A 24,750-nucleotide genomic window follows, 5' to 3' on the forward strand; every position below is an offset into this window, starting at 1 on the left:
TCATGGACCAGCAAACTTACGCGCAGGCAGACGGATCCGACATCGTGGTCGAGGATCTCATGATCCCGAGCGACACGGCCGGCATCTCGCTTCACTTGCGCAACAAGCGAACAGCGGCGCTCAAGACGTTTTCCGCCGAGCGAACCATCCTGATGATGCACGGCGCGACCTATTCGTCGGAAAGCCTGTTCGATGTGCCGCTCGATGGCATCTCCTTCATGGATTATCTCGCCGGGCACGGCTACGACGTCTTTGCACTCGACGTGCGCGGCTATGGCGGATCGACGCGTCCGCCCCAAATGGACGCGCCGCCGGAGGATTCTGAGCCGATTGTGCGCACGGAAGTCGGCGTGCGTGACCTCGCCAGCGCAGTCCAATACATCCTGAAGCAGCGCAACATCACGCGGCTCAATCTGGTCGCGATGTCCTGGGGCGGCTCTGTGGCCGGTGCCTACACGGTAAGCAATAACGATAAGATCGTAAAGCTGGCGCTCGTCGCGCCACTGTGGTTGCTGAAGGGCCCGGCTCCGATCGATGCGGGCGGCCGCCTCGGGGCCTATCGCCACGTCCCTGTTCTGGACTTCAGGGAGCGCTGGCTTTCGGCAGCACCGGAAGCAGCGCGATCAAGTCTCATCCCGGAAGGTGGGTTCGAACTCTGGGCGGACATCTCGCTCGCAACAGACCCACAGGCCAGCGCAGGAGCTCGTCCGCTCATGCGTGCCGTGAACGGCCCGATCCTGGACATCCGCGAGTACTGGGCCGCCGGCAAGGCCCTTTACGAGCCCAGCGAGATTCGCGTGCCGGTGTTTCTGGTCCACGCCGAATGGGACCGCGACGTGCCCATCGGCTCGGCACAGGACCTCTTCCTCTCACTGAAACAGGCGCGATATCGGCGATGGGTCGAGATCGGCGAAGGCACGCACATGGTTCTGCTGGAGAAGAACCGGTTGCAGGCGTTCGACGCGATCAACCAGTTTCTCTCGGAACAGTATGAGCATGACTAGCGCGATCTTCGCGCGGATCCCGCCGCGAGAACACAGGTGCCTCGCCCGAATCAAACCGACACGAGATCTCCGGTTTCCGCTGCGCGCTTGACCGCGTCGATCACCCTGAGCGTTTTTAGCCCTTCGTGCCCACTCACCACAGGCGTGGCCGTGCCGCAGATAACACCACAGAAATTTGCGATCTGCAGGCCAAGCGGGTCTTCCTTCTCATATCTTAGCTGCTCGCGCTCAATCGGCGCCCACCAACTGGCCTTGCTCGGATGATGCCATAAATCGAGTTGCGGAATAGCCAGCGATGCCCGCGTGCCGCCGATCTGGTAACACGCCTCCTGCGTACGACTGTAGGCTGGGTTCTCACCGGCGGTGAATTCCCAGCTCCAAGGCGACTGGATGGTATCGGAGACATTGACCGTTCCCAGCGCGCCGGAGGCGAAATGCAGGATCACCACCGCGGTCTCTTCAACGCCATTTCCGCGCAGCCGATTGGATTGGGCAGCCTGCACCGCGACGATATCGCCGCACAGATACCGCAACAGGTCGATATCGTGGATGAGATTCAGGAAAATGGGGCCCGCTCCTTTCTCGCGGCGCCAGGACACTTCAAAATAATCGTCCGGCTTGATCAACCAGAACATGCCATGCACCGATACGATCTGACCGAGCCCGCCACTATCGATCTCCGCCTTGGCGCGTTGGATCATCGGGCTGTGGCGGCGGTGGTGGCCGGTTAGCAACGGCACGCCCGCCCGGTCGGAGGCTTCGACCAACGCCTGTGCAGCAACGACATCATCCGCTAACGGTTTCTCGATCAGCGCCGGGATGCCCGCAGCGATACAATCCATGCCGTTCGCCACGTGCATCTGGTTGGGGGTGGCGACGACCACCCCGTCGGGCCGACTTTCGGAGAGCATGTCCCGAAAGGACGGAAACCAGTTCACGTTCAGCGAAACCGCCAACTCTCGTGCTGCCGGCGTCGGATCGACGATCGACGACAGCACCGCCTCCGGCCGCGCGAGAATATGTTCAATATGTCGCTTGCCGATGAGACCCGCTCCCATGACCGTCAGGCGGATGGGTGCACTCATGCGATTCTATACCTTCTTCTCATCGAGCAGCTTGGCCACGCGACGCAAGCCGAGCAGATAACCCTGAGTGCCGAAGCCTGCAATAACGCCATCAGCTCGTTTGGAAACGAACGAGTGGTGGCGGAATTCCTCGCGCTTGTGCACATTGGAAATGTGCACCTCGATCACTGTCCCCTCGAACGTGTTCAAAGCATCCAGGATGGCGACTGACGTATGGGTGAAAGCCGCGGGATTCATCACGACGCCGACAGCCGTCTCGCGTGCCTCGTGGACCCAATCGATCAACTCGTATTCTCTGTTCGACTGATGAAAGCGTAGCTCCAGAGCAAGCTCCCCGGCCAGCGCCCGGCAATCCCGCTCCACATCGGCAAGCGTTTCGTGACCGTAGATGTGGGGCTGGCGCTTGCCAAGCAAATTGAGATTTGGCCCGTTGAGGACGTAGACAAGACGACTCATGGATAAACTCCGTTCAGTGATGGGCTAGGATCTCGCCAAGGAACTGCTTGGTGCGAGCGTGCTGCGGATTGCGGAAGAACGCGTCGGGCACACCTTCTTCGATTATCTGCCCTTCAGCCATGAAGATGACACGGTCGGCAACCTGGCGGGCAAAACCCATCTCGTGGGTGACGCAAATCATGGTCATGCCGTCGTTGGCGAGGCCAATCATCGTGTCGAGCACTTCCTTGACCATTTCCGGATCGAGAGCCGAGGTCGGTTCATCAAACAGCATGACCTTGGGCTGCATGCAGAGAGCACGCGCGATAGCGACACGTTGCTGCTGACCGCCCGAGAGTTGAGCCGGATACTTCTCGGCCTGCTCACCAATGCGCACCCGCTCGAGATATTTTCGCGCGGTCGCCTCCGCTTCGGTCTTGCCGATGCGGCGCGCGCGAATGGGCGCGAGCATGCAGTTCTGCAAGACCGTCATATGCGGAAAAAGGTTGAAGCTCTGAAAGACCATGCCGACGTCCTGACGTACGACATCGATGGCCTTGATGCTGTCGTCCAGCCGATGACCGTTCACCACGATACTGCCCTGCTGGATCGCCTCCAGGCGGTTGATACAGCGTATCAGCGTCGACTTGCCCGAACCGGAAGGACCGCAGAGCACGATCTTTTCACCTCGGCGCACAGTGAGATCAACGTTGCGGAGAGCCTGGTACCCGCCGTACCATTTCTGCACGCCCTTCATTTCGATCAGGATCTGGTCCTGCATGGATTCGGCCTCCGTTATCGGACGACGGCCAACGCGCCCAGCGCGTCGGCCGCTTGCAGTGACTATTGAACTGTGAACGGAACTCCGGGGACTGAGTCGGGGAAGATTGGCACGGGCGCCTTCATCCACTTGGCGTAGAAACCGGCCAATTTGCCATTGGACTTGATCTGGTCGATGAATTTGTTCGCCGTCTCGTTCCACTCCTTCTCTCCCAGGCGCGTGCAGGCCCCGTTGTACAAGGCGGTGAAGTGAAGCTTGGGCTCGAACCCAAGTTCCGGCTTTGCAGCGTTCAGACGCTGCGGGTAGAAACTGTTTGCGCCGACCGCCTGCACCTGACCCGAGAGCAGCGCCTGGATCGTGGCCGCGTCATCATCAAACCTGCGGATTTCGGCGCCCGCAGGAGCATTATTGGTGACTTGGGTGTCCTGCGTGGAGGAGCGTGGGACGCCGATAACGTACTTCCCCATATCGGCATTACTGTTGATCGGAGTTGCCTGGGCAGCGACCAGTGTAATCTCATTGGCAACATACGGTTTGGAATATTGTACCGCCTTCGCGCGCTCGGGCAGCATGGCCATGGTCGCGAACAGAATGTCCACGCGGCCTGTGGTCAGCGCCGGAATACGGTTGGCCACCGCCAGCGGGACGAACTCGGCCTTCACGCCGAGATATTCAGCGAAGGCGCGCCCCATGTCGGCATCGATCCCATCCTGCTTTCCTGAGCTATCGACATAGCCCCAGGGCGGATTATCGCCCTGAATGCCGATGACGACGACGCCCTTCTTCTTCACGTCCTCCAGCGTGCCCGCCTGCGAGCCGCCTGCGACAACGATGGCCGAGAGCGTCAGCAGCGCAATGCCGAGCTGGCGACGATTGAGCGAAAACAACATGAGTATCTCCTCCTGGTGATGGCTGTGTTTGATTGAGTAGGTGCGCCGAACCTACCTTTGACCGGCCAGGGCGAGCCTGGCCTCCACCCGACTGCCCCACCATGAGAGTGGCCAGCAGAGGATGAAATACATTGCGCCGACCACACCGAAGACGAGCAACGGCTGGTAGGTCTGGTTCGATACGATTTGACCGGCGCGGGCGAGTTCGATGAAGCCGACGATGGCAGCGAGCGAGGTGCCCTTGATGAGCTGCACGAGATAGCCGATGGTCGCCGGCAGCGCGATGCGAATGGCTTGCGGCAGCACGATGTCGCGCATGCGCGCGGAATAATGCAGACCGAGCGCCATTGCAGCCTCGGTCTGACCGCGAGGCACGGCCTGGATTGCGCCGCGCCAGATCTCGCCGAGAAAAGCCGAGGCGTTGACGGTGAACCCGATCGCGACCGCAACGAATGCCGACAGCTTCAATCCGAGGAGCGCCAAGCCGTAGTACACCACGAACAGTTGCAGCAGCAGCGGTGTCCCCTGGAAGATTCCGATATAGATCCGGACTATCCATTCCACAGTCGTGCGACCGCAGGTGCGCAACAGTGCGACGATCAGGCCGGCGGTACAGCCACCGACGAATGCAACCAGCGTCAGCAGCACCGTCCATTGCAGACCACGCAGGAGGAAGCCGAACTCGGGAAGGCCGAAATGCGGTGTCATGATCTGTGCTCCTCAGCGCGTCGGATATGAGAAGAAGCGGTGAGAGATGATTGCGAAGCCCGCCATCAGCAGCCAGGAGATCGCGAGGTAGAGGAAAGTGACGAAGAAATAGACCTCGAAGCTGCGGAATGTGTCGCTTTCGATGCGCTGCGCAACCGACGTCAATTCATAGGCGGACACAGCCGAACAGATCGACGAGGTCAGCGTCAGCATGATGAACTGTCCCGTGAGCGAGGGATAGATCGCGCGAAGCGCGGGCTTGAGTACGATGGAACGGAATACCTGCCCTTTGTGCAGTCCGAGCGCGTAGCCGGCCTCGATTTGCCCTTTGTGAATCGATTGCACGCCGCCGCGGATGATCTCGATGGCGTATGCCCCTCCGTTCACACCGAGCGCAATAATGGCGGTGGCAGTCGGATTGAGCTTTACCCCGACGAGTGGCAGTGCAAAGAACAGAAAGAAGATCTGCACCAGGAACGGCGTGTTGCGCACGATTTCGACGAAGCCGATCACGATGGCGCGCAACCAGGCCGCCTTCGCATCGCGGGCTGCGACGCCCGCGACGCCGATGATCATTGCGAGCGTCATGCCAGCAAGCGCCAAACCCAACGTCCCCACGCAACCCCACAGCAACGCGGGCATTGCGTGCCAAACCACCGAGAAATCGGGCGTGTAGCCCATCTTGCGTTTCCTCTCGGGCGTTGTGCGTACCGCTCGCCCATCGGCCGGATGTCATCCTCCCAGGGATGCGAAAGTTGCGAAGAAGACGTCTGGATCAGGCGAGACGCCCGTGAACAGGCGGAATGCTTCGGTGCCCTGGAAGATTGCCATTCCGCCACCATCGACCGTGCGGCAGCCGAGGGTACGCGCCGCGCGCAGCAGCGCGGTCTCCAGCGGGAAGTAGATGATCTCAGCGACCCAGAGACCGGAACAGAGCATTGCCAGCGGCAGCGGCGTTCCCGGATACTTGTCCATGCCAATGGGCGTCGCGTTTACAATTCCGTCTGCGGCAGCCACGGCCGCTGCGACATCCCGGCCGACCCTCAAGCGCCCTTTGACAAATCGAGAGGACAAGCCGTCGACCACGCTCTGCGCCTTGGCCAAGTCGACGTCTATGATGGTCAGTTCCTGCACGCCAAGCTTCATGAGCGCGAAAGCAACCGCCGCGCCCGCGCCGCCTGCGCCGAATTGCACGACACGACCGAGTGGTGCACCTTGCATGCTGCGGCGAAAATTCTCGGCAAAGCCGAACCAGTCCGTGTTATGGCCGGTCATCCGGCCCTTTCTGACGACCACGGTGTTCACAGCGCCAAGCGCCTCCGCGTCGGGCGAAAGCTCGTCCAACAGTGGAAGGATCGCCTGCTTACAGGGATGGGTCACGTTCAATCCGTCAAAGCCCATCCGCCTTGCGGCCGTGAGCAATTCCGGTAACGCTTCGACCCCGAGGTTCAACTCGACCAGATCGATCTTCTTGTAGAGATAGCGGATGCCAGCGGCGTCTGCGGCCGCTTCGTGCATGGGCGGCGTGCGAGACGCCGAGATGCCGCTGCCGATCAGGCCGACGAGAAAACTGGGTTTGGGATGCATTGTCGGCGTCGTCCGTCAGCTCAATGGGACAGTCAATTCGGCGATGATCTGGGCCGTGCTCGGTCGGACGCCACGCCACCAGACAAAGGCTTCCGCCGCCTGCTCGACCAGCATGCCGACGCCGTCAGCCAACTTGGCCACGCCTTCAGTGCGGGCCGCTTGCAGAAAGGGAGTCAATCCTTTGCCATAGGCAAGTTCGTACGCCAGCTCCGCGCCCTGGAAGACATTGCTCGGAAGCGGCGGCATTTCACCTCGCAGGCTGGCAGAAGTCGCGTTGACCACGACGTCATAGCCCTCGGCAAGGTCGGCCAGTTCAGCGTAGCCGCTCACGATCAGGGGACCACAGCCGGCAAACTCTTCGGCCAATGCCACGGCTTTGGACAGCGTTCGATTGACGAGAACCAGCTCGGACGGTTGCTGGCGCAGAAACGGCAGTAACGCGCCACGTGCCGCTCCCCCAGCGCCGAGCATCAGGACGCGCCGGCCAACCATTTTGACGCCGAGATTGGCAGTGATGTCACGCGCCAGGCCGATTCCGTCGAAATTCTCGGCAATGATCCGATCGCCCTCGAACTTCAGGCAGTTTGCGGCACCTGCGCGTTGGGCGCTCTCTGAGAGCTCATTTGCATAAGCGAAGGCATCGAGCTTGAACGGGGCGGTGATGTTCAGCCCCTTGGCGCCCTCCGTCCGGAATTGATCAACCCGTGCGCTGAAGCCATCGATGGGCCCCTCGATCGCCTCATAGACGAGATCCTGTCCCATCATTTTGGCGAAAGTGCCATGGATGAAAGGTGACTTGCTGAAGCCGATCGGATTGCCAATCACCGCATAGCGATCGCTCATCGCTCACTCCTGCACTGCAGCTTCGTTGTAGAGCACGCCGTCGCGCACCATCGCGTCGACGGCTTCGGCCGACAGTCCCAGCGAGACAGCAATGCGACGATTGTCCTGTCCAAGCAGTGGCGCCGGAGTGCGCACCGAGGTGTCGCAATCGGAAAACCGGAACGGCAGGTTCGGCAGCGTTACCTTGCCGAGCACCGGATGCTCCTGCTCGACCAGCATGCCGCGCGCATGGATCTGCGGATCCCTCACGACCTCTTCGATGGTCTGCACGGGAGCGGACGGCACACCTGCTTCCTCGAGTGCCGCAAGACACGCATCTCGAGACGGCTGCGATAGCGTCCAGTTGCGCACAATCTCCATGGCTTCAGCATAATGGGCGTTCCGCGCGGCGGGCTTGGCGAAACGCTCGTCCAATGCCAGCGTGTCTCCTCCAATCAGGCTCGCCAATCGTCGCCACGCATCATCGACTTGCGCAGCGATGACAAGATTGCCGTCCTTGGCCGGAAAGACGCCGTAAACGGTCGAATCCGGCTGTCCGCTGCCGGTTTGCTTCGGCAGGTCAGCGCCGCCCGAGAGGAAGTAACGCTGAACCGCATAGTCGTGCATCGAGACCATGCAATCGTACAGCGCCAGATCGATATGTTGGCCGCGCCCGGACGACGCACGGCCAACCAGCGCCGCATTGATAGCAGCGACGCCATGAATGCCAGTGTACATATCGGCCAGCGGCATCCGCAGCAGCGGCGGCGGTTCGCCGGGATTGCCCAGTTGCGCCAGCGCACCCGACATCGCCTCTGCGATCAGGCCGAAGCCCGGACGATCGGCATAGGGACCGGTATGGCCATAGGCGGAGACCGAGCAATAGATCAGCCTCGGATTCCGCGCCGATAGTGCTTTGTAACCGAGACCGAGACGTTCGAGTGCGCCGGGTCGGTAATTCTCGATGAAGACATCGGCCGTGTCGACCAGCTTCATCATCATGTCGAGACCACGCTCGTCGCGCAGGTCGATGCAAAGTCCCTGCTTCCCCATATTCTGCTGCAGGAAGTAGCCGGATTGTCCGTCCTTGAAATATCCATGGGCCCGGCCTGCGTCGCCCCCCTTTGGGCGCTCCACCTTGATGACCTCCGCGCCCATCGCGGCGAGGCAACGGCCCATGAACGGGCCGGCCAGGAAATGGCTGTAGTCGATGACGCGAATGCCTTTGAGCGGCAGATCTTGCGCGGTCATGCCTGCTCTCCTGCAGCGCTGGTCTTCGGGCGCATCGGGATCATCAGCCGATGCTCACCTAGCTGAACGACCTCGCCGCGCTGATTGATGAGTTCCGAAGGCAGCACAACGATGCCCCACCCATCCCTCTTTGTGCCGCGCATTGAACCAACGCGGAACTTCACATGCACGGTGTCCCCGAGCTTGATCGGCAGCTTGAAATCCCATGTCCAGCCCAGCGACATTCCCGGGAGGAACCGGTAGGCGGCACGCGTTTTCAATCCGTCAGCGAGCGACAGACCAAACAACCCATGCGCGACGCGGGTGCCGAACGGCGTTGTCTTCGCGTACTCCTCGTCGACATGGACCGGCGTGAAATCGCCCGTCAGTTCGGCATAGGCATTCACCATTGCTTCGGTGACCGTCACCGAGGGGGTTACGCATTCATCGCCGACCTTGGCATCGTCCCAGTAGCGCTCATCTGTCATGTCGCGTCTTCCTCTAGGCACGGGGATTGATCGCCAGGGCGGCTTCCACGGCGCCTGCGCTGGCTTGCAAGATTTCGACGTTGAGCCCGCCCGGCAGCTCGAGCCAGTTCGGCCCGGCGGGCAACGCTTTGGCGCCCCAGGCGGCGGCACGGGTGAGCACACCCTCGTAATCGTCGACCATGATGCCGAGATGGGCGAGACGCCCCTCTGGTCCGACGAAATTCGGATCTTCGATGAGTTGCACGCTTCCGAGCACCCAAACCTGACGCGGGCGCGTACCATCGGCGGGTTGCTCATCGCGAATGGCGAGACCAAGCACCTCACGAAAGAAGGCGACGTGACGATCAACGTCCGGCACACGGATCGCGACGTGCTCGACATAGGCGCGGGGCAATGACATCTCAGGACTTTCCAGGATAGTCGCTGCGGGCGTATTCGATGCCCTTGACCAGCGCGACGAGGGTGGAATTGACGGGGGTCGGCACGCTGAGCCTGGCGCCCCAACGCACGACGGAGCCGTGAATGTAGTCAACCTCGGTGAGATGGCCGGACTGCAAACTCTGCAGCATCGACGTCTTGAACTCGGGCGGCAGTCCAGCGGACGCCATTGTCCAGGCGCGTCGCGGATCGGTAATCGAGATCTTCACGCCAGCAGCTTGCGCAACCGTGATGCTCTCCGAGATCGCGGCCAGCGCGCAATCTTCCAGAACCGGCAGCGAATACAGGCCGCCATAAGTCAGCCCGGTCACGGCGGTAATTCCTCCTCCGGCGACGTTGATGAACAACTTGTCCCACATCGTGCCCAAGATGTTGTCGCTGAGCAGCGTGAGAATGCCGGCGCGATTAAAGGTCTCGGAGATTCGCTGCGCACGTTCTGTCAAGCGCCCATCAAGCTCGCCGATGATGGTCTCCTTGCCGATGACCCCGGAACGAACATGACCAGGGCCGAGCAGCACACCGCCGACGTAGGTCTTGCCCGCCACGACCCGGTCACGACCAACCTCCTCCGACAGGATGTCCTCGTGACCAAGACCGTTCTGAAGCGACATCACGACCGTCCGCGGCCCGATGATCGGCGCCGCGGCACGGATGGCATCCCGCGTGTGGTAGGATTTGACGAGGACAATGACGAGGTCCGCTTCTACGCCGACCTGAGCCGCGGAGGTGCAAGCAGTGACCTTCACGACGGTCTCGGCGCCATCTTCGAGTATTCGCAGGCCACCGGCATTGATTGCGCCGACATGAGCCTGGAACGGATCGATCAGCCAGACCTCGGCCCCGCCGCGCGCCAACGTACCGCCGATGGTCGAGCCCAAGGCTCCCGCTCCGATAAAGCAGATCCTCATCCGAACGCTTCTCCCGCGCCATTCTCGGCGTTGGAAGCATCGTAGCTGGCGGCTCGATATTTATATATGTTATGATTCTTATATCCATTATTGTGAATCGCAATGAAGCACCGGGATCGCACCGAGACCAACCTGCTGGACCCGCGCCTGCTCAGGCTCTTCGATGCATTGTTCACCACTGGCAGCGTCACCAAGGCAGCCGAAAAGCTCGGCCAAAGTCAGCCGACCATCTCGATCTGGCTGGCCCGCCTGCGTGCGGAACTGGACGATCCGCTCTTCATCCGGTCAGCGAAGGGCATGCTGCCGACGCCGCGCGCCGAGGCTCTCATCGGCACCGCGAGGCAGGCGCTGGAAATGCTGCGTCGCCTTGCCGAGCTTCGCACCGACTTCGATCCGACAACCGCAAAGCGCCGTTTTGCCATCTGCATGACGGACGGAAGCCACGTCACGCTGCTCCCGTCCATTCTCGCCCACGTCCGCCGCGTTGCCCCAGGCGTTCGTATCGAGGCGACACAGATCGGCGCCGACACCCCACGCATGCTGCAATCCGGTGAAGCCGATGTGGCGCTCGGCTACATCTCGGATCTCGATGCTGGACACTTCCAGCAGGCTCTTTTTCCGCAGGATTGGGTCTGCCTCGCGAACGCAAAACATGCTCGGATCCGCGACCGCATCACGGCAAAGGATTTCAGGCGTGAGGCTCACGTCCTCATTCGCTCCGGCACTGGACATCAGTTGCTCGCGGGCGCGCTGCAGGAGCAGCAAATAGTCCTCGACGTTGCGCTGGAGTTGCCCGGCTTTTTGGGGCTACCCGCAATCGTCGGAACGACTGACCTGCTTGCTACCCTGCCAAGGCACATCGGCGAAACCCTGGCTCACTATTACGGACTGCGCGTGCTCAACTGCCCGCTGCCGATTGCCGGCTTCACGGTGAAGCAATATTGGCACGCCCGCTTCCATCACGACCCGGCAAGCCAATGGCTGCGTGGCCTCTGCGCGGAGCTTTTTCAACAGCAGGAAGTACGCGGTCTGCATCGTTCCGGTCGGCCGAAGAAACGAGTGCCTCGCGATTTGCAGTCGCAATGAGCTTGTTGAGATCGGCTTTCGGGTAACTTGCCCTACGACCGAAGCTTAACGCCCGGCTCTGCGCACCATGTCGAATGGGGTGAGATACAGGACAAAGGAAACTTCACCCGCAGCGATCTGCCCGTGCGCCGTCCCGCCACGAAAGATATCGCGCGAGACCCGTTCTATTCTCGGCCACCATTTCGCGAAGGTATTGGGAAGCAAGAACTCTTATTTGGTGGACGCACCAGGGCTCGAACCTGGGACCCGCTGATTAAGAGTCAGCCACGGGTCAAATACAATCAATGACTTATGGATCGCACTGCTGCGCTTATCCGACCGCAAATGGGCATTCGTCGCACACCACATTCCACTCCCACCTACAGGATTGGAGCCGGTCGAGATCCCTTGACGAACTTAAGAGCTGATCCGGTTCGGCTGGAATCGCAATCGCGCCAGCGGATTTACCGCCGCGCCAGATCGGTGGCGTTGCGATGCGTCGGGGGTTCGAGTCAGGAGGCCGCTACCGCTTTTCCCCACATGACGCCAATCTGCGATATTTCCTCCGATCGTCCGCCTAAACGGGGGGTTAGATCAGGGTAGGTGCTCGCGCACGGGCAAGGCCTTCCGTCATGAGACGGCGGAACCTCGGAAAACCCCAAATGCAGAGCTGCCTGGTGGGGCTTCATCACGTCACTCATTGATCCTAGTTGCTCAATAAACAATTCCCAGCTTTGCAAGCGACAGCGTCCGCGACGAGCGTGGCTCAATTCTTTGGTGCAAACGCTTCGGTCGCGGCCTTCATGGCAGACTCGCTCATGCTTTTGCTTTGCTCGGTGAGCAATCGCATTTGCGCCTGGAAAAAATCAGATTGAATCTCGAGCGCGTCCTGCATGTCCTTGGCCTGCATGAGTTTGTCGCCGAGGCCGAACGTCGCCGTGACGTTGCGTTGCATGTAGCCGCAGAACTCCTTGGCGTGGTTTGCTATCGGCAGCTTCGAGGCGTTCAGTCCCATTTCCAGCTGCTCGAAATACTCCGCGTTGGCCTTACGCAGGCGAAGAAGCGTCTCGGCGAGCATGGTGCGGATATCCGCTGCGGATGGATTGATATCGGCCATGGTGTCATTCCTCCTTGTTATGCCGCAAGTCCCCCGAACCACGCACCAAAATAGCCGGCGTAGAGCGCGGGCATTTCAAGATTCATCGAATGTCCGATACCGGGCACGACGACGAGGCGGCAGTCCGGCATTGCCGCGGCCATCGCATGAAGATCCGCGGGAGGGATCCAGCCGTCCCGTTCGCCCCACAATACCAGGTGCGAATGCCCGATCTCCGGCATGCGGCTCTCCAATTCCCGACTCTCCCGCTCGCGCGTGAGATTGACGGGCGTCCCGATCCAGATCCCTTCGGAGACGCCGAAGGTTTGTTCGATGATCCGGTCGAACAGCGCCTGGATGTCCGCGCCCCCTGGACGGAATTGCGGGACCTTATTCGGCGCCATGCTTTCCGGCACGAACAGCGATGAGGCCGCGGTCGCCATCACCGACCGGGTCACCTCCTTGCTCGCCATCATGGCGCGGAACAGCCCGATCTGGTCGGCATTAAAAGCCATGCCGAGCGGCGTGACCGGATCAAGCGCAAATACCCGCCCGAATCGCCATGGCTGCATCAGGAGCATGCGGGCCGCGATGATGCCGCCGGTTGAATGCGTTGCAAGATGGCAGTAGTTGATGTCCAGGGTATCGAGCGCAGCCAGCATGTCCTTTGCGTGCTGCTGCATCGTGTAGTTGGTGTAGTCAACCGCAGGTTTCGGCCGGTCGCTGTCGCCGCAGCCGCGCCAGTCAATGCCGATGACGCGAAGACCAGAAGGAAACAGCGGCGCAGCGAGTTCGATCCAGTCCTTGCTGGCGAGATTGCCGTGGATGAAGACGACGGTAATGTCGCCTTTGCCCCACTCTCGCCAGCCCAGCTGGACTTCGCCCGCCTGCACCATCGGCATGGACCGGTCCTACTTGTTCAGGCCGGCGGTGGGCGCGGCGCCGGCCGGCGTCGGTGCCACCGGCAAAGCAGAAGCCACCGAGCCCTTGATCATACGATCGGTTCCGACCGGCGACGACGTGTCGACGCTTCCGCGCGTCACGAAATCCACTACATCTACCGGGTATTCAACCGGGTTGTCCGTGTGGATGAAGTGCCCGGTCTCCGGATAAATCTTGAGGATCGGCCGGTTGCCCGCATTGGTCATGCGTGTCATGAAGGGCGTGATGGCATCGCGTCCGAGATCCGTCAGTCCATTGAACGCCGGCGTCGGGATGAACGGCTCCTTGTCGCCGAAGGCGAGAAAGATCGGAGCCTTGATCTGCGTGAGCCGCTCGTACAGGTTTTTCGGATCATCCTGCTGGAGCTCCGCTCCGATCGTGTAGACGTCGTAGATGAACACGTTGCACCACTGCTCGAGCTCCTTCGGATTGCCTTTAGTCAGCCCAACGCGCTGCTCGGTGTGGAAGCGGGCATATTCGCTGTCGCTGAAGAAATAGCCGCTCTTCGCCGCGGACACCGCGCCAGTCTCCGGATCGCGTTTCTTGAAATAGAAGAAGTCGCGGATGTTCTGCTCGTCACGCGCCTTCTCGGCGGCCAGAATGCCGGTCTGGTCCCAGGTCGCCCTCCACTTGTCGAAGTCATGATCGAAGGCCGGGTCGAACAGCGGCGCCTTTTTGCCCTTGGCGATGGTGATCTCGCGAGGATATTCCTCGAGACCTGATGGCGCCTCCAGCGCGAGACCCTGCACTGCATCCGGCCAGGTCAGGGCATAACCCATCACGAACTGACCGCCGAGCGAATGGCCGAGATAATACGCCTTCTTGACGCCGAGCTGGTTGACGACGAGATCGTAGATGACCTCGCGCATGTCCTGCATGGTGCGCGCCGGACTCTTGTCGAGATTGCCGGGTCCGGACATACCGTAATGCGGCAGGTCGGGCACGATCACGCGCAAGCCGCTACGCAGCGCATACTGCATGATGTTGCCGTAGTGCCCGCCGAACGCGCCTTTGCCATGGACGATCACAAGGATCCTCGGATCCTTCTCCGTGCCGGCGTATTCATCCATGTAGCCGATCTGCCAGGAATTTCCGCCCTTGTCTTTGGCATTGGCGTATTTGACCGGATAGGGATAGGTCACGAACTCTTTCCAGAACGACTTTTTGGGGTCGATGTTCTCGGCGACGCCGGGCACGCGATAATTCTTGTCAACGAATTTCTGCGCGCGGTCGAGGCTCGCCACATCATCCATGAAGGCAACGAACTTCGGGTCGTTCTTGCGCTGGTTGATGATCGGAAACACACCATAATGTGCGACCGGGCTTTCCTGAGCGATAAGGTCCGCACCGGGTACACGGTCGACAGCCTTCTGAGCCAACTTGAAGTTCAGCCACAGGTCGTTGGTAATGTGCATCACCAACGTGCGCGCCTGGATCCGGCCGAGATAAGCATTGATGTTGTGGGTCTCGCCGACACGGTTGCGCCAGACCAGGTCGACCGCATCGTAAAGCTTGGCACGGTTGACGACGTTCAAAGCCGCCTTTTCGTTCGGGGGGTCCCAATAAAAAATTTCGGGCTGGACGGCGCCCCAATTCTGGGTCGTACGGAACGCAAAGTCATAGCCGGTCATGCCGAGGATCGACCAGCCGAACGCCACGCCCGGCATCGGATGCTTCTCTTTGGGCAGCTTGTAATAATCACCATTCGTTTCCTGCCACACCGGATCGGATTCGATCGCCGCGGTCATCATCTGGAATGTCCAGTTGCCGACAGGATCTTCCCCATCCGACTGCGTGGTGCCACCGATCGGCATCATTGCGCCGATATATTCGGGATGCATCACGCCCCAGACATAGGTCTGCGTGCCGCCCATGGAAACGCCGGACACTAGGGCCACGCGCGCGACCTTCAGCCCGTCGCGCAGCATGCGATAATTGGCCTGGACCATGTCATAGTAGCTGTACTGCGGAAACTTTACGCCGAGACCGTCCGAAGGTTTGCTGGCGCCCCAGGTTCCGAGCGGATCGACCATGATGACATAATAACGATCCGTATCGATGGGACGGCCGGGACCAATAATTGGCACGGTGCCTGACAAGGCTGCTCCTTTGACCCACTGCTCGTACATGTCGGTGGCATCGCCGGAATAATATGAGTTGATGACGACGGCATTGGTGATCTCACCGGCGGCGTTGCGCCGCGGCGTACCGACCGCGATATAGGCGGTGTGCAATTTCCCGACGCCCAAAGATTCGAGCGTGACGCCGCCCTCGCCGCCATTCTCCCACTTCGAGGGATCGGCCAGATCGTACTTGCCCCCAAGTCGAAAATTCGCGATCTCGTAGGTCTTCTTCAGCCCGTCATGCTGCATCTGCGACGAGCGGCGCGTGAAGGGCTGCGCAACCGCGAGCGATGTCCCGATCAACAGCAACAGCAGGCTGATGAGATATCGCCGCATGACATGTCTCCCGACCATGGCGAATTCCTCCGGCAGGCTTTGATTTTGCCAAACGCTAGGAGAGGACGCGGCGCGACCCTTGATCTAGCGCAAGGGAATTCGCACTGCCCGCGCGAGTGTCTTGGCACCGAATTACATGCCGGACGCCGCGATGCCTTTCCTCACGCACGGCTCCTACCGGATCCGGTATGAGCTCGACGGTCCTGTGACGGCGCCAGCCTACGTGCTGGTCAATGGACTGACTCAATACTCCGAACTGTGGACCGCTTACCGAGACGCGCTAATCGCACGGGGATTTCGCGTTGCGACATTCGATCTGCTCGGCCAGGGCGCCTCCGACAAGCCGACGCTCTTCATCAATCAGGACGACCATGTCCTTGCGCTGCATCGCCTGATCGAAATGCTCGGTGAAGGTCCGGTCTTCCTCAGTGGAATCAGCTTCGGTGGCCTGATCGCGCTGCGCTACGCGATCGAGCATTGGAGGCGCCTCTCGGGTCTGGTGCCAATGAGTTGCTTTGCCGAGCTTTCGCCTCAACTTCTCCTGATCGGCAACGCACTACGCACCGGCCTAATTCTGGGTGGAACCGGCTATCTCCAGGATCTGCTGCTGCCGATGAATCTGTCCGATGAATGGTTGAAGCCGCTGTTGGATAAGCTCGACGGTGTCAAGCGGCAGGGCTGGCTGGTCAATGACCTCTACGCGCTGCAGAACCTGATGGAGTCGTTCCTCGACTTCCAGCCGCTGACGCCGCAACTCGCCTCGATCGCCGTCCCAACCATGATCCTGAACGGAGAGTTCGACTTCCTGACGCCGCGTGCCCTCCACGAGACGCTGCGAGTCGGAATCCCCAACAGCGCGCTCGTGATCATCCCGGGCGCCTATCACGCTTTCACGTTGGAAAAGGGTGCGCTCACAGCCGACCTGCTCGCGCGCTTCGCCGATGACGTGCTGGCCGGACGCTGGCAAGGTAACAAAGCGGTCTGGATTGCGCCCGAAGACCCTGGTGGTGAGCTCACTCCATTTCCCGCCAGCTACGACCATCTGCGTGCCATCCCCGTCCAGAGGACCCGGGCATGAGCGGACTTCTCGGACCACTCGACTCCGAAGGCCGCGTGCCGCACAGCCAGCAGACTCGCGTCGCCGCTTTCCTGATCTCGGCCCATGGCGCTCTCGCAAGGCAATTCGCCCTCGCCCTGCCGGCGAAGTTCGAGGCCGGCTGGCAGACAGAATTGAACGCTCAGTTCTACCGAGAGAGCGAGATCGTGTCGCTTCTGATGCGCGCAACCACATGGGTGCCGGACCTCGCCCTGGGCTATATGGCCATATCCTGGGAGGCCGCCTGGCTTCCGACGCCGAACGAAGGCATTGCCGATCGCATTCTTTGGCAAGCAGTCCACCTCGCCACGCTCGCGCATGCCGTCCACGCCGGGATCCGGCCAGCGGCGTTACTACCGCTTGAGGCAAACCCGAATGACCCCTTCGTGATGGCGCTACGCCGCATCGAGTTCGAGAGCGGACGTCTGTTGCAGGCGCAAATCCTGTTCCTGAAAGGTCCCGACCTGTTACCCTTCCGTGGCACCGTCAGCACAGTCCTGGAAAGCCGACACACCGAACTGCGCAAGCTCTGGCACGACGCGCTCGCGAGCGTGGGAATCGTCCGCGAATGATGCGGAGCCTTGACGCAGATCAAAGCAGCGCGATTTCCGCCCTCCAGCATTCATCGACGCCCTGCACGCGCCGACCGGAGTTCTCCCTCATGAAGGCCATCTCCCTCGAAGAAGCCGTCGCAATGATCCCGGTCGGCGCGAGTGTCATGGTCGGCGGATTCATGGGTGTCGGAACACCGGAGCGCCTGCTCGACGAGGTGGTGCGGCAGAAGAAGGGCGGTCTGTCGCTGATCTGCAATGATGCGGCGATCCCCGGCAAGGGCGTCGGCAAGCTGTTCGATGCTGCGCTGGTCGCGCGATTGACCGCAACGCATATCGGTCTCAATGCGAAGGCACAGCAGCAGATGCTGGCAAACCAGATCACCGTCGATCTGGTACCCCAGGGAACCTTCGTCGAGCGCATTCGTGCGGGTGGATGCGGGCTAGGTGGAGTTCTGACGCCAACCGGCGTCGGCACGCTGGTTGCGCAGGGCAAGCGCGAGATCGAAGTCGACGGAAAGCCTTTTCTGCTGGAGACAGCCTTGCGTGCACAGTTTGCGCTAGTGCACGCCTTCCTTGCCGACTACCTCGGCAACTTGGCGTACGCACTGACCTCGCGCAACTTCAATCCAGTCATGGCGATGGCCGCCGACACCGTGATCGTCACCGCGGAGAACATTGTGCCAATCGGCGTGATCGCGCCCGACCACGTCGTGACCCCGGCGCCGCTCGTCGACTACCTCATTACAAACGGGTGACGACATGGATCCGCAGATCATCATCGCCCGGCGCGTCGCCAAGGAGCTTCGGAGCGGCGACCTCGTCAATCTCGGCATCGGTATCCCGACGCTCGTCGCGAACTACGTTCCAACGGACCTGAAGGTATTCTTCCAGTCGGAAAACGGCCTGATCGGAACGGGGCCTATCCCCGAGCAAGGCCTGGCGCATCCGACGCTAACGGACGCAGGGGGGCGCCCGATTAGCGCGCTGCCCGGGGCCTCGACCTTCGACAGCGCGATGTCGTTCGGACTGATCCGCGGCGGCCATGTCGACGTCACGGTGCTTGGCGGCCTTCAAGTCGATGCCCATGGCCATCTCGCCAACTGGATGATCCCGGGCAAGATGGTTCCCGGCATGGGCGGCGCCATGGATCTCGTGAGCGGCGCGAAGCGGGTCATCGTCGCCATGCAGCACGCAGCAAAGGGCAAGTCGAAGATTGTTGCGAAATGCAGCTTGCCGCTCACCTCGGCGCGGCCAGTGAATCTAGTCGTCACCGACATGGCTGTGATCGGCTTTGCCGATGGCACGGCGACGCTTCTTGAGACCGCGCCGGGCGTCACGATCGGCGAAGTGATGGCTGCGACTGAAGCCGACCTTCTCGTCGGCGACCATGTCCCGGAGATGATGATCTGAAGGTGAAGGACATGCGGATATTCGGCAATTTTGATGAGATAAGATCTGCGGTCGGTACCGAAATCGGCGCTAGCGACTGGATCGAGGTAACGCAGGACCGGATCAACAAGTTTGCGGAAGCGACCTGCGATGAACAGTGGATCCATGTCGACCAGGAGCGCGCGAGGAAAGAAATGCCCGGCGGCACCACCATCGCCCATGGCATGCTGTCCCTGGCGCTGGCACCGATGTTCATCCGCTCGGTGATGGGGTTAAAAGGCCTCCGAAACACCCTGAACTACGGCGCCGACAGGATCAGGTACCTTTCGCCGGTCCCGGCGGGCTCAAAGCTGCGTGGCCGCGTCAGCGTTGCTGAGACGGAGGATGTCCCTCCCGACGGGCTGCGCGTGAACTATCATCTGGTCATCGAGATCGAAGGCGGCAATCGACCGGCCTGCGTGGCCGAGCTAATCGCCCTGCACTATCGCTGAGTCGCATCCCGTCCCCTTCAGTCGATGATGTGATAACCACCATCAATATAAAGAACGCTTCCTGTAATGAGCTTGGCGCCGTCGAGCGCGAGAAATGCCGTGGCGTTGCCGACGTCTTCAATGCTGACCAGGCTGCGCGACGGGGCCTTGGATTGCGCCTTGTCCATCAGTTCGTCGAACTCTGGAATGCCTGATGCCGCTCGCGTAGCCAGCGGCCCGGGCGAAATCGCGTGCACGCGGATGCCCTTCGGCCCAAGCTCGGCGGCGATGTAGCGGACGGAGGCTTCGAGCGCCGCCTTGGCCACACCCATCACATTGTAGTTTTCGACCACCATCTGGCTGCCGTAATAGGTCATCGTGAACATGGTGCCGCCGTTCTTCATCAGCGGCTCGGCCAAATGCGCCATGCGCATGAAGGACCAGCAGGAGACCTCCATCGTCTTCAGGAAGCCGTCGCGACCGACGTCCACCACACGTCCGTGCAAGGCTTCCTTCGGTGAGAATGCGATCGAGTGCAGCAGGAAATCGAGCTGGCCCCAGTCCCTCTCGACCCGGGCAAATACTTCTTCGGTCTGCCCCTCCGTCATTACATCGAGTGGCATGAAAATAGACGCCTCAAGTGCCTGGGCAAGAGGCTCGACGTGCTTCTTCGCGCGGTCGTTCAGGTAAGTGACGGCTAGATCGGCACCAAGCGCACGAAAGGCCTTGGCGCATCCCCATGCGATCGACTGGTCGTTGGCGATGCCCACGACGAGGCCTTTTTTCCCCTTCAGGGCAATCTTGGTATCCGGAAATACGGGAATCATGATGCCCTCTCCTGTCTTTGATCGGTCGATGTTCTGTTCATCAGCACTGAGAGAGTGTGCTGCGCGATCATCAGCTCCTCGTCGGTCGGCACCACATAGACTGGAATGCGACTGTCGGGACCCGAGATCAGCTGTGAGTGGCGCGTATTCTCGGCTTGATTGAGGGTGACGCCCAGCCACGCAAGCTGGCCAGCGACATGCGCGCGAATTGTTGCGGAGTTTTCGCCGATACCAGCCGTAAACACAAAGGCGTCCAGCCCCTGCAGCGCTGCGGCAAGCATGCCGGCACTGAGGCCTATGCGATAGCAGAAATATTCGACGGCCAGTCTGGCTCTCGGATCGTCACTGCTCTCCAGCACGCGCATATCGTTGCTGACGCCGGATAACCCCTTCAAGCCGCAATCGCGGTAAAGGAAGTTCTGGATGTTGGAGGCAGACATCCCCTTCTCGGAAATGAGATAGAGCACCACCCCAGGGTCGATCTGACCAGGGCGGGTTCCCATCGGAAGCCCGTCGAGAGCGGTGAAGCCCATAGTGCTTTCGACGCTTCGTCCCACGCTGAGAGCGCACATCGAGGCGCCGCTTCCGAGGTGAGCGACGATAATCCGCCCATTCGCAACTTTCGGCGCGACCTTTGGCAAGGTCTTCGCAATGTACTCGTAAGAGAGACCGTGAAAGCCGTAGCGGCGCACGCCCTCGGCATAAAGATGATGTGGAATCGCATAATGATCGGCCACCGCGCTATGTGTGCGATGAAATGCGGTATCGAAACAGGCGACCTGCGGAAGCTCCGGGAAATTGCCGAGAATCGAGCGGATCGGCGCCAGATTATGGGGTTGATGCAGCGGCGCGAGCGCGATGTACCGCTCCAGCCGGGTCACGACACCATGATCGAGCTGGATCGGCCGATCGTAGTCCGGGCCACCGTGAACGACGCGATGACCGACCGCGATCGGGTGAATGCGTTGCTCGTCCCGCAACCAGGCGCCGGCAATGTCCATCGCGGCCGGAACATCCGGCACCGCCTCGATCGGATAGGCGCGATCCGCAACCGGATCGCCGGTGGAGCCACTCGCGCGCAAACGCGGGCGGCTGCCGATCCCATCCATCTGCCCTTTCAGCTGTCGCCGCAATATTCCGTCCCCCTCGATCGAGTAGACCTGGAACTTGACGCTGGAGGAGCCGGCATTGACCACAAGGATGGTGTCCATGGCGTTCACGCGGCAATCGTTGGAGCACGCCGGCGCCGGGCATGGGCATACAGCGCTGCGACCGCGCACGAGGCCATCCGCGCACGCGCCGAATCCGCGCGTGAGGTCAGGACGACCGGGACCCGGGCTCCGAGCACGATGCCCGCGCCGTCCGCCTTGGCGAAATAGGCGAGGTTCTTTGCCAGCATGTTGCCGGCCTCCAGGTCGGGAACGACGAGGATCTGCGCGCGACCGGCGACCTCGGACTTGATCCCCTTGATGCGCGCCGCCTCCAGGTCGATGGCGTTGTCGAAAGCCAGCGGTCCGTCGAGGATCCCTCCGGTGATCTGCCCGCGATCCGCCATCTTGCAGAGTGCTGCCGCCTCGATCGTAGACGGAATTTTCGAGGTCACGGTTTCAACCGCTGACAGGATTGCCACGCGCGGTGACTTGCCGAATCCAGCTTCCACGTAAAGATCGATCGCGTTCTGGATGATGTCGCGTTTGGCGTCCAGATCAGGGAAGATGTTGATGGCCGCGTCCGTCACGAAGATGGTCTCGGCATAGGCCGGCACGTCCATCACGAAGACGTGGCTGATACGGCGGTCGGTGCGCAGGCCTCCGGCCTTCGCGGTGACCGCGCGCATCAATTCGTCGGTGTGCAAGCTGCCTTTCATCAACAGCTCACCTCGGCCGGCGTGGATCAGCTCTACCGCCTTTGCAGCGGCTTCATCGCTATGCGCTGCGTCAACGAGCTCGAAGGCCGCGATGTCGAGACCATGCCTGGCGGCCGTATCCCGGATCTTCCTTTCAGGTCCGACCAGGAGCGGCCGGATGATGCCGGCCTGTGCACTATCGACAGCGCCGCGCAATGAGCTTTCATCGCAGGGATGCACGACGATGGTTGGGGCCGGCGGCACGGCCTGCGCGGCCGCTATCAGACGGTCGTACTTGCTCGGGGACTGTGCCTGCGATGTGTCGGCTGACATGAGCCGGTTCCTTCCAGACAGCGTTACGATGCCTTCGCCTTGGGGTCGAAAGGGGCAACGTTCGACGCCCTCCCCGACGTTTCGGCGTCGAGACCGAACAGCTGCGCGACACGCTGCAGGCGGCTGGCGCGCTCGCCTGTGATGTCCTCGCTGGCCGACAGCACCTCGCTCATCGTCGTGAAAGCCGCGCGGCGCTGATTGACATCGTCGGGAAGCAACTTCGGGATAACGGCCAGCGCCGCCTCGCGATCGAGCAGCAGCATGAAGAACTGCTCGCGAACCAGCATCTTAAATTCGGCAAGCGCTAATCGCGCTCCGCTGTTGTCGTGACGAGCCTGACGCAACGCCTCGATGCTGCGTTCATCCACCATTCCTCTCGCCGAGCCGATATAAAGCAGGGCACGGATGGCCGCCTCGCGAAGCCCGCCTTCGCCAATCCTGGATCGGAGCTCGGCGATCCGTTTGTCGAGCATCGCACGGTGTTCGGCCGGCATCTCGCGCCCGCGCGACGGTTCAGCTTTCGGATCTATGCCGACCGCCGCCTGTAGCGCCGGGGAGCCGTAGACGTTGAGGAAGATCGCCTCGCTCATCGCTTCCTGCGAATCGCGCCAGCTGTCCAGCGCATGAACGATCTGCTTAGAGACCTGCTCCTGAAATGCCAGGAACGGATTGTCGTTCGAAACCGGCTTGCGGTTCTCTTCTAGCCCTTCCGCTGCCGATTTCACCGCCGTCATCCATGGATTCTGACTGCTGAAGGCCTCATACTGCGTCCGCAGCGGGTGCAGGTTACGCATCAAATCTGCCGTCTGCGGCGCCACCATGCCCTTGATCCAGGGCTGCACGAACTTGCGATAGGCGGCAAGATTAAGCTCCGAGACGCGTTTGGCCGCGGCAAAGCGCCGCTCGTCCTCAGGCGAATTGCCGCCCATGGCACGAATATCCTCGAGCGTTCGGGCCTCGCAGCGCATCACCCATTGGCCAACAACGAGATCGGAACTGGTGGTTTCCTCGTCCTTGGCTTCGAACGTCGCTTCGTAAAGGCCGGGCGGTAGTACATCGATCAGATCGATGTTGCTGGAAAATTCAGCGTGCTCCTTCTTGGCGACGCCGCCCGAGACGAAGATGCCGAGATGGCCGACGCTCTCGTGAACGGTATAGACGATCGTTTGCCCATAGGCCCTGATGTCATCCACGTCGGCGTAGCATTCGAGGATCCAACCCAGCGCCTGCTGCGGCGGAGTGATGTTGTCGCCCTTGGAGCAGAACACCACGATCGGCGAACTGATGTTGCGCAGGTCTACCTTCTGCCCGTCGGATAGGGTGATATTGCCAGCGGCCAAGTTGTTGCCAACGAAGAGTTCGTCGACAATGAACTGAATCTCCTCGGCGTTGAGATTGACGTGCCCACCCCACCAGCGCTCGAACTCGAGGTAGCGATCGGCTTCGGTATCCACCTTCGAATAGACATTGTACTGCTTGGTCCAGAGCGTGTTCGACGGGTTTTGGCCTTCGAAGTTCTGGACCAGCCAGGCACCATCGAACTTCCCACCGCCGAGATCGCTAACGAGCGCAGTTAGCCAGCTTCCGCCCAGCAGGCCGCCCGAATATCGCATCGGATTTTTACCATGCACGCCGGCCCAGTACGCGAGCGGGGCTCCGGCGATGATCAGTGGACCGAACAGATCCGGCCGAACCGAAGCCAGGATCATGACCGCCCATCCGGCTTGGCAATTGCCTATGACGCAGGGTTTCCCGTCAGCGTCCGGATGGAGACTGATCACCTTTTCGATGAACAGTGCCTCGGCACGCGCGATACGCTCGATCGTCTGGCCCGGCACCGGCTCCGGCAGGAAGCCGATGAAGTAGCAGGGATGTCCCGCCTTCATCGCGACGCCGATCTCGCTGTCGGCCTTGAACCCGCCGATCCCTGGACCGTGCCCGGCGCGTGGATCAATCACGATGAACGGCCGCCGTGTGGAATCGATCTCGACGCCGGCTGGCGGGATAATGCGGACAAGCGCGTAATTGACGGGTTCGTCCAACTTGCGGCCATCAATGATCAGTTCGGCCGCATATTGCAGAACGTGTGGCGCGGTTTGGGCGACGTGCTCCCGATATTGGTCGCCGCGCCGGCGCATCACATCGAGAAAGAGTATGCTCCGTTGCCCCGCATCGACCATGTATTCAACGGCCGAGGCGACGAGACCGGACATCGAACCGCCGGGCGTTCCAGGCACTTCCATCTGCATGCTCCGACCTCAATGTCGTATGAATGCATCCAAAGCCCGCCGCAACTG

General features: G+C 61.1%; 26 protein-coding genes. 7 read left to right on the forward strand and 19 right to left on the reverse strand.

All coding sequences use genetic code 11. The features are described from left to right. The first annotated feature begins 2 nt into the window (after positions 1-2). Entirely contained in the window at positions 3-1,004 is a 1,002-nt protein-coding gene (locus FXB41_RS21280) for an alpha/beta hydrolase (protein WP_007601273.1), read from the forward strand. A 50-nt stretch (positions 1,005-1,054) separates the two neighbouring features. On the opposite strand, the gene FXB41_RS21285 is transcribed toward FXB41_RS21280, so the two are convergent. The 12 genes from FXB41_RS21285 to FXB41_RS21340 form a co-directional block, all read right to left on the reverse strand. Beyond that, the gene (locus FXB41_RS21285) at positions 1,055-2,089 is read right to left on the reverse strand and encodes a Gfo/Idh/MocA family protein (protein ID WP_219683107.1); all 1,035 of its coding nucleotides are present in this window, start codon (positions 2,087-2,089) and stop codon (positions 1,055-1,057) included. Positions 2,090-2,095: 6 nt separating this feature from the next. After that, positions 2,096-2,545, reverse strand: a complete 450-nt coding sequence (gene aroQ / locus FXB41_RS21290; RefSeq protein WP_219683108.1) for a type II 3-dehydroquinate dehydratase — start codon at positions 2,543-2,545, stop codon at positions 2,096-2,098. Between the two features lie 13 nt (positions 2,546-2,558). Continuing rightward, entirely contained in the window at positions 2,559-3,305 is a 747-nt protein-coding gene (locus tag FXB41_RS21295) for an amino acid ABC transporter ATP-binding protein (RefSeq protein ID WP_219683109.1), read from the reverse strand. Positions 3,306-3,367: 62 nt separating this feature from the next. After that, positions 3,368-4,195 carry a transporter substrate-binding domain-containing protein gene (locus FXB41_RS21300; RefSeq protein WP_219683110.1) on the reverse strand — a complete coding sequence of 276 codons (828 nt, stop codon included), beginning with the start codon at positions 4,193-4,195 and terminating at the stop codon, positions 3,368-3,370. Between the two features lie 51 nt (positions 4,196-4,246). Next, a complete protein-coding gene (locus tag FXB41_RS21305; protein WP_219683111.1) occupies positions 4,247-4,903 on the reverse strand; it encodes an amino acid ABC transporter permease in 657 nt (218 codons plus the stop codon). 12 nt (positions 4,904-4,915) lie between these two features. Beyond that, entirely contained in the window at positions 4,916-5,584 is a 669-nt protein-coding gene (locus tag FXB41_RS21310; protein ID WP_219683112.1) for an amino acid ABC transporter permease, read from the reverse strand. A 51-nt stretch (positions 5,585-5,635) separates the two neighbouring features. Next, a complete protein-coding gene (locus tag FXB41_RS21315; RefSeq protein WP_219683113.1) occupies positions 5,636-6,490 on the reverse strand; it encodes a shikimate dehydrogenase in 855 nt (284 codons plus the stop codon). A 15-nt stretch (positions 6,491-6,505) separates the two neighbouring features. Next, on the reverse strand, positions 6,506-7,333 hold the full coding sequence (gene aroE / locus FXB41_RS21320) for a shikimate dehydrogenase (protein ID WP_007601259.1): 828 nt from the start codon (positions 7,331-7,333) through the stop codon (positions 6,506-6,508). A gap of 3 nt (positions 7,334-7,336) precedes the next feature. Continuing rightward, positions 7,337-8,563 carry a CaiB/BaiF CoA transferase family protein gene (locus FXB41_RS21325; protein WP_219683114.1) on the reverse strand — a complete coding sequence of 409 codons (1,227 nt, stop codon included), beginning with the start codon at positions 8,561-8,563 and terminating at the stop codon, positions 7,337-7,339. Beyond that, a complete protein-coding gene (locus FXB41_RS21330) occupies positions 8,560-9,030 on the reverse strand; it encodes a MaoC family dehydratase (protein ID WP_007601256.1) in 471 nt (156 codons plus the stop codon). Before FXB41_RS21330 ends, FXB41_RS21325 begins: the two co-directional genes overlap by 4 nt. A 13-nt stretch (positions 9,031-9,043) precedes the next feature. Further along, positions 9,044-9,430, reverse strand: a complete 387-nt coding sequence (locus FXB41_RS21335) for a VOC family protein (protein WP_219683115.1) — start codon at positions 9,428-9,430, stop codon at positions 9,044-9,046. Position 9,431: 1 nt separating this feature from the next. Continuing rightward, the gene (locus FXB41_RS21340) at positions 9,432-10,376 is read right to left on the reverse strand and encodes a ketopantoate reductase family protein (protein ID WP_219683116.1); all 945 of its coding nucleotides are present in this window, start codon (positions 10,374-10,376) and stop codon (positions 9,432-9,434) included. Positions 10,377-10,478: 102 nt separating this feature from the next. Here FXB41_RS21340 and FXB41_RS21345 point away from each other — a divergent pair, with 102 nt between their 5' ends. Next, positions 10,479-11,462, forward strand: coding sequence for a LysR family transcriptional regulator (locus tag FXB41_RS21345; protein WP_219683117.1), 984 nt, complete (start codon positions 10,479-10,481; stop codon positions 11,460-11,462). 745 nt (positions 11,463-12,207) lie between these two features. Here the strand turns inward: FXB41_RS21345 and FXB41_RS21350 are convergent. From FXB41_RS21350 to FXB41_RS21360, 3 genes are read right to left on the reverse strand one after another with little or no spacing between them, the layout of a single operon-like run. Next, the gene (locus FXB41_RS21350; RefSeq protein ID WP_007601250.1) at positions 12,208-12,558 is read right to left on the reverse strand and encodes a phasin; all 351 of its coding nucleotides are present in this window, start codon (positions 12,556-12,558) and stop codon (positions 12,208-12,210) included. Between the two features lie 17 nt (positions 12,559-12,575). Then, positions 12,576-13,439 (reverse strand): alpha/beta fold hydrolase, encoded by an 864-nt coding sequence (locus tag FXB41_RS21355; RefSeq protein ID WP_219683118.1) that lies wholly within the window; start codon positions 13,437-13,439, stop codon positions 12,576-12,578. A 9-nt stretch (positions 13,440-13,448) separates the two neighbouring features. Next, complete coding sequence (locus tag FXB41_RS21360; RefSeq protein WP_219683119.1) at positions 13,449-15,956, reverse strand: alpha/beta hydrolase; 2,508 nt, start codon at positions 15,954-15,956, stop codon at positions 13,449-13,451. 133 nt (positions 15,957-16,089) lie between these two features. Between FXB41_RS21360 and FXB41_RS21365 the strand changes: the two genes are divergently transcribed. The 5 genes from FXB41_RS21365 to FXB41_RS21385 all read left to right on the forward strand — a co-directional run bounded on the left by FXB41_RS21365 (position 16,090) and on the right by FXB41_RS21385 (position 19,468). Beyond that, a complete protein-coding gene (locus FXB41_RS21365; RefSeq protein WP_007601247.1) occupies positions 16,090-17,016 on the forward strand; it encodes an alpha/beta fold hydrolase in 927 nt (308 codons plus the stop codon). Continuing rightward, positions 17,013-17,606: a hypothetical protein gene (locus FXB41_RS21370; RefSeq protein WP_007601246.1), complete on the forward strand. Its 594-nt coding sequence runs from the start codon at positions 17,013-17,015 to the stop codon at positions 17,604-17,606. Before FXB41_RS21365 ends, FXB41_RS21370 begins: the two co-directional genes overlap by 4 nt. An 89-nt stretch (positions 17,607-17,695) precedes the next feature. After that, a complete protein-coding gene (locus FXB41_RS21375) occupies positions 17,696-18,343 on the forward strand; it encodes a CoA transferase subunit A (RefSeq protein ID WP_007601245.1) in 648 nt (215 codons plus the stop codon). Positions 18,344-18,347: 4 nt separating this feature from the next. After that, positions 18,348-18,998: a 3-oxoacid CoA-transferase subunit B gene (locus FXB41_RS21380; RefSeq protein WP_007601244.1), complete on the forward strand. Its 651-nt coding sequence runs from the start codon at positions 18,348-18,350 to the stop codon at positions 18,996-18,998. A gap of 11 nt (positions 18,999-19,009) precedes the next feature. After that, positions 19,010-19,468 carry a MaoC family dehydratase gene (locus FXB41_RS21385; protein WP_007601243.1) on the forward strand — a complete coding sequence of 153 codons (459 nt, stop codon included), beginning with the start codon at positions 19,010-19,012 and terminating at the stop codon, positions 19,466-19,468. 17 nt (positions 19,469-19,485) lie between these two features. On the opposite strand, the gene fabI is transcribed toward FXB41_RS21385, so the two are convergent. From fabI to FXB41_RS21405, 4 genes are read right to left on the reverse strand one after another with little or no spacing between them, the layout of a single operon-like run. After that, a complete protein-coding gene (gene fabI / locus FXB41_RS21390; RefSeq protein ID WP_007601242.1) occupies positions 19,486-20,274 on the reverse strand; it encodes an enoyl-ACP reductase FabI in 789 nt (262 codons plus the stop codon). Next, positions 20,271-21,485, reverse strand: coding sequence for an acetate/propionate family kinase (locus FXB41_RS21395; RefSeq protein ID WP_219683120.1), 1,215 nt, complete (start codon positions 21,483-21,485; stop codon positions 20,271-20,273). Before FXB41_RS21395 ends, fabI begins: the two co-directional genes overlap by 4 nt. Positions 21,486-21,490: 5 nt before the next feature. Next, entirely contained in the window at positions 21,491-22,453 is a 963-nt protein-coding gene (locus FXB41_RS21400; RefSeq protein ID WP_007601240.1) for a phosphate acetyltransferase, read from the reverse strand. A gap of 23 nt (positions 22,454-22,476) precedes the next feature. Then, entirely contained in the window at positions 22,477-24,702 is a 2,226-nt protein-coding gene (locus tag FXB41_RS21405; RefSeq protein ID WP_007601239.1) for a DUF3141 domain-containing protein, read from the reverse strand. Between the last annotated feature and the right edge of the window lie 48 nt (positions 24,703-24,750).

Origin of the sequence: Bradyrhizobium canariense, assembly GCF_019402665.1 — a bacterium.
GTDB classification, from domain to species: domain Bacteria; phylum Pseudomonadota; class Alphaproteobacteria; order Rhizobiales; family Xanthobacteraceae; genus Bradyrhizobium; species Bradyrhizobium canariense.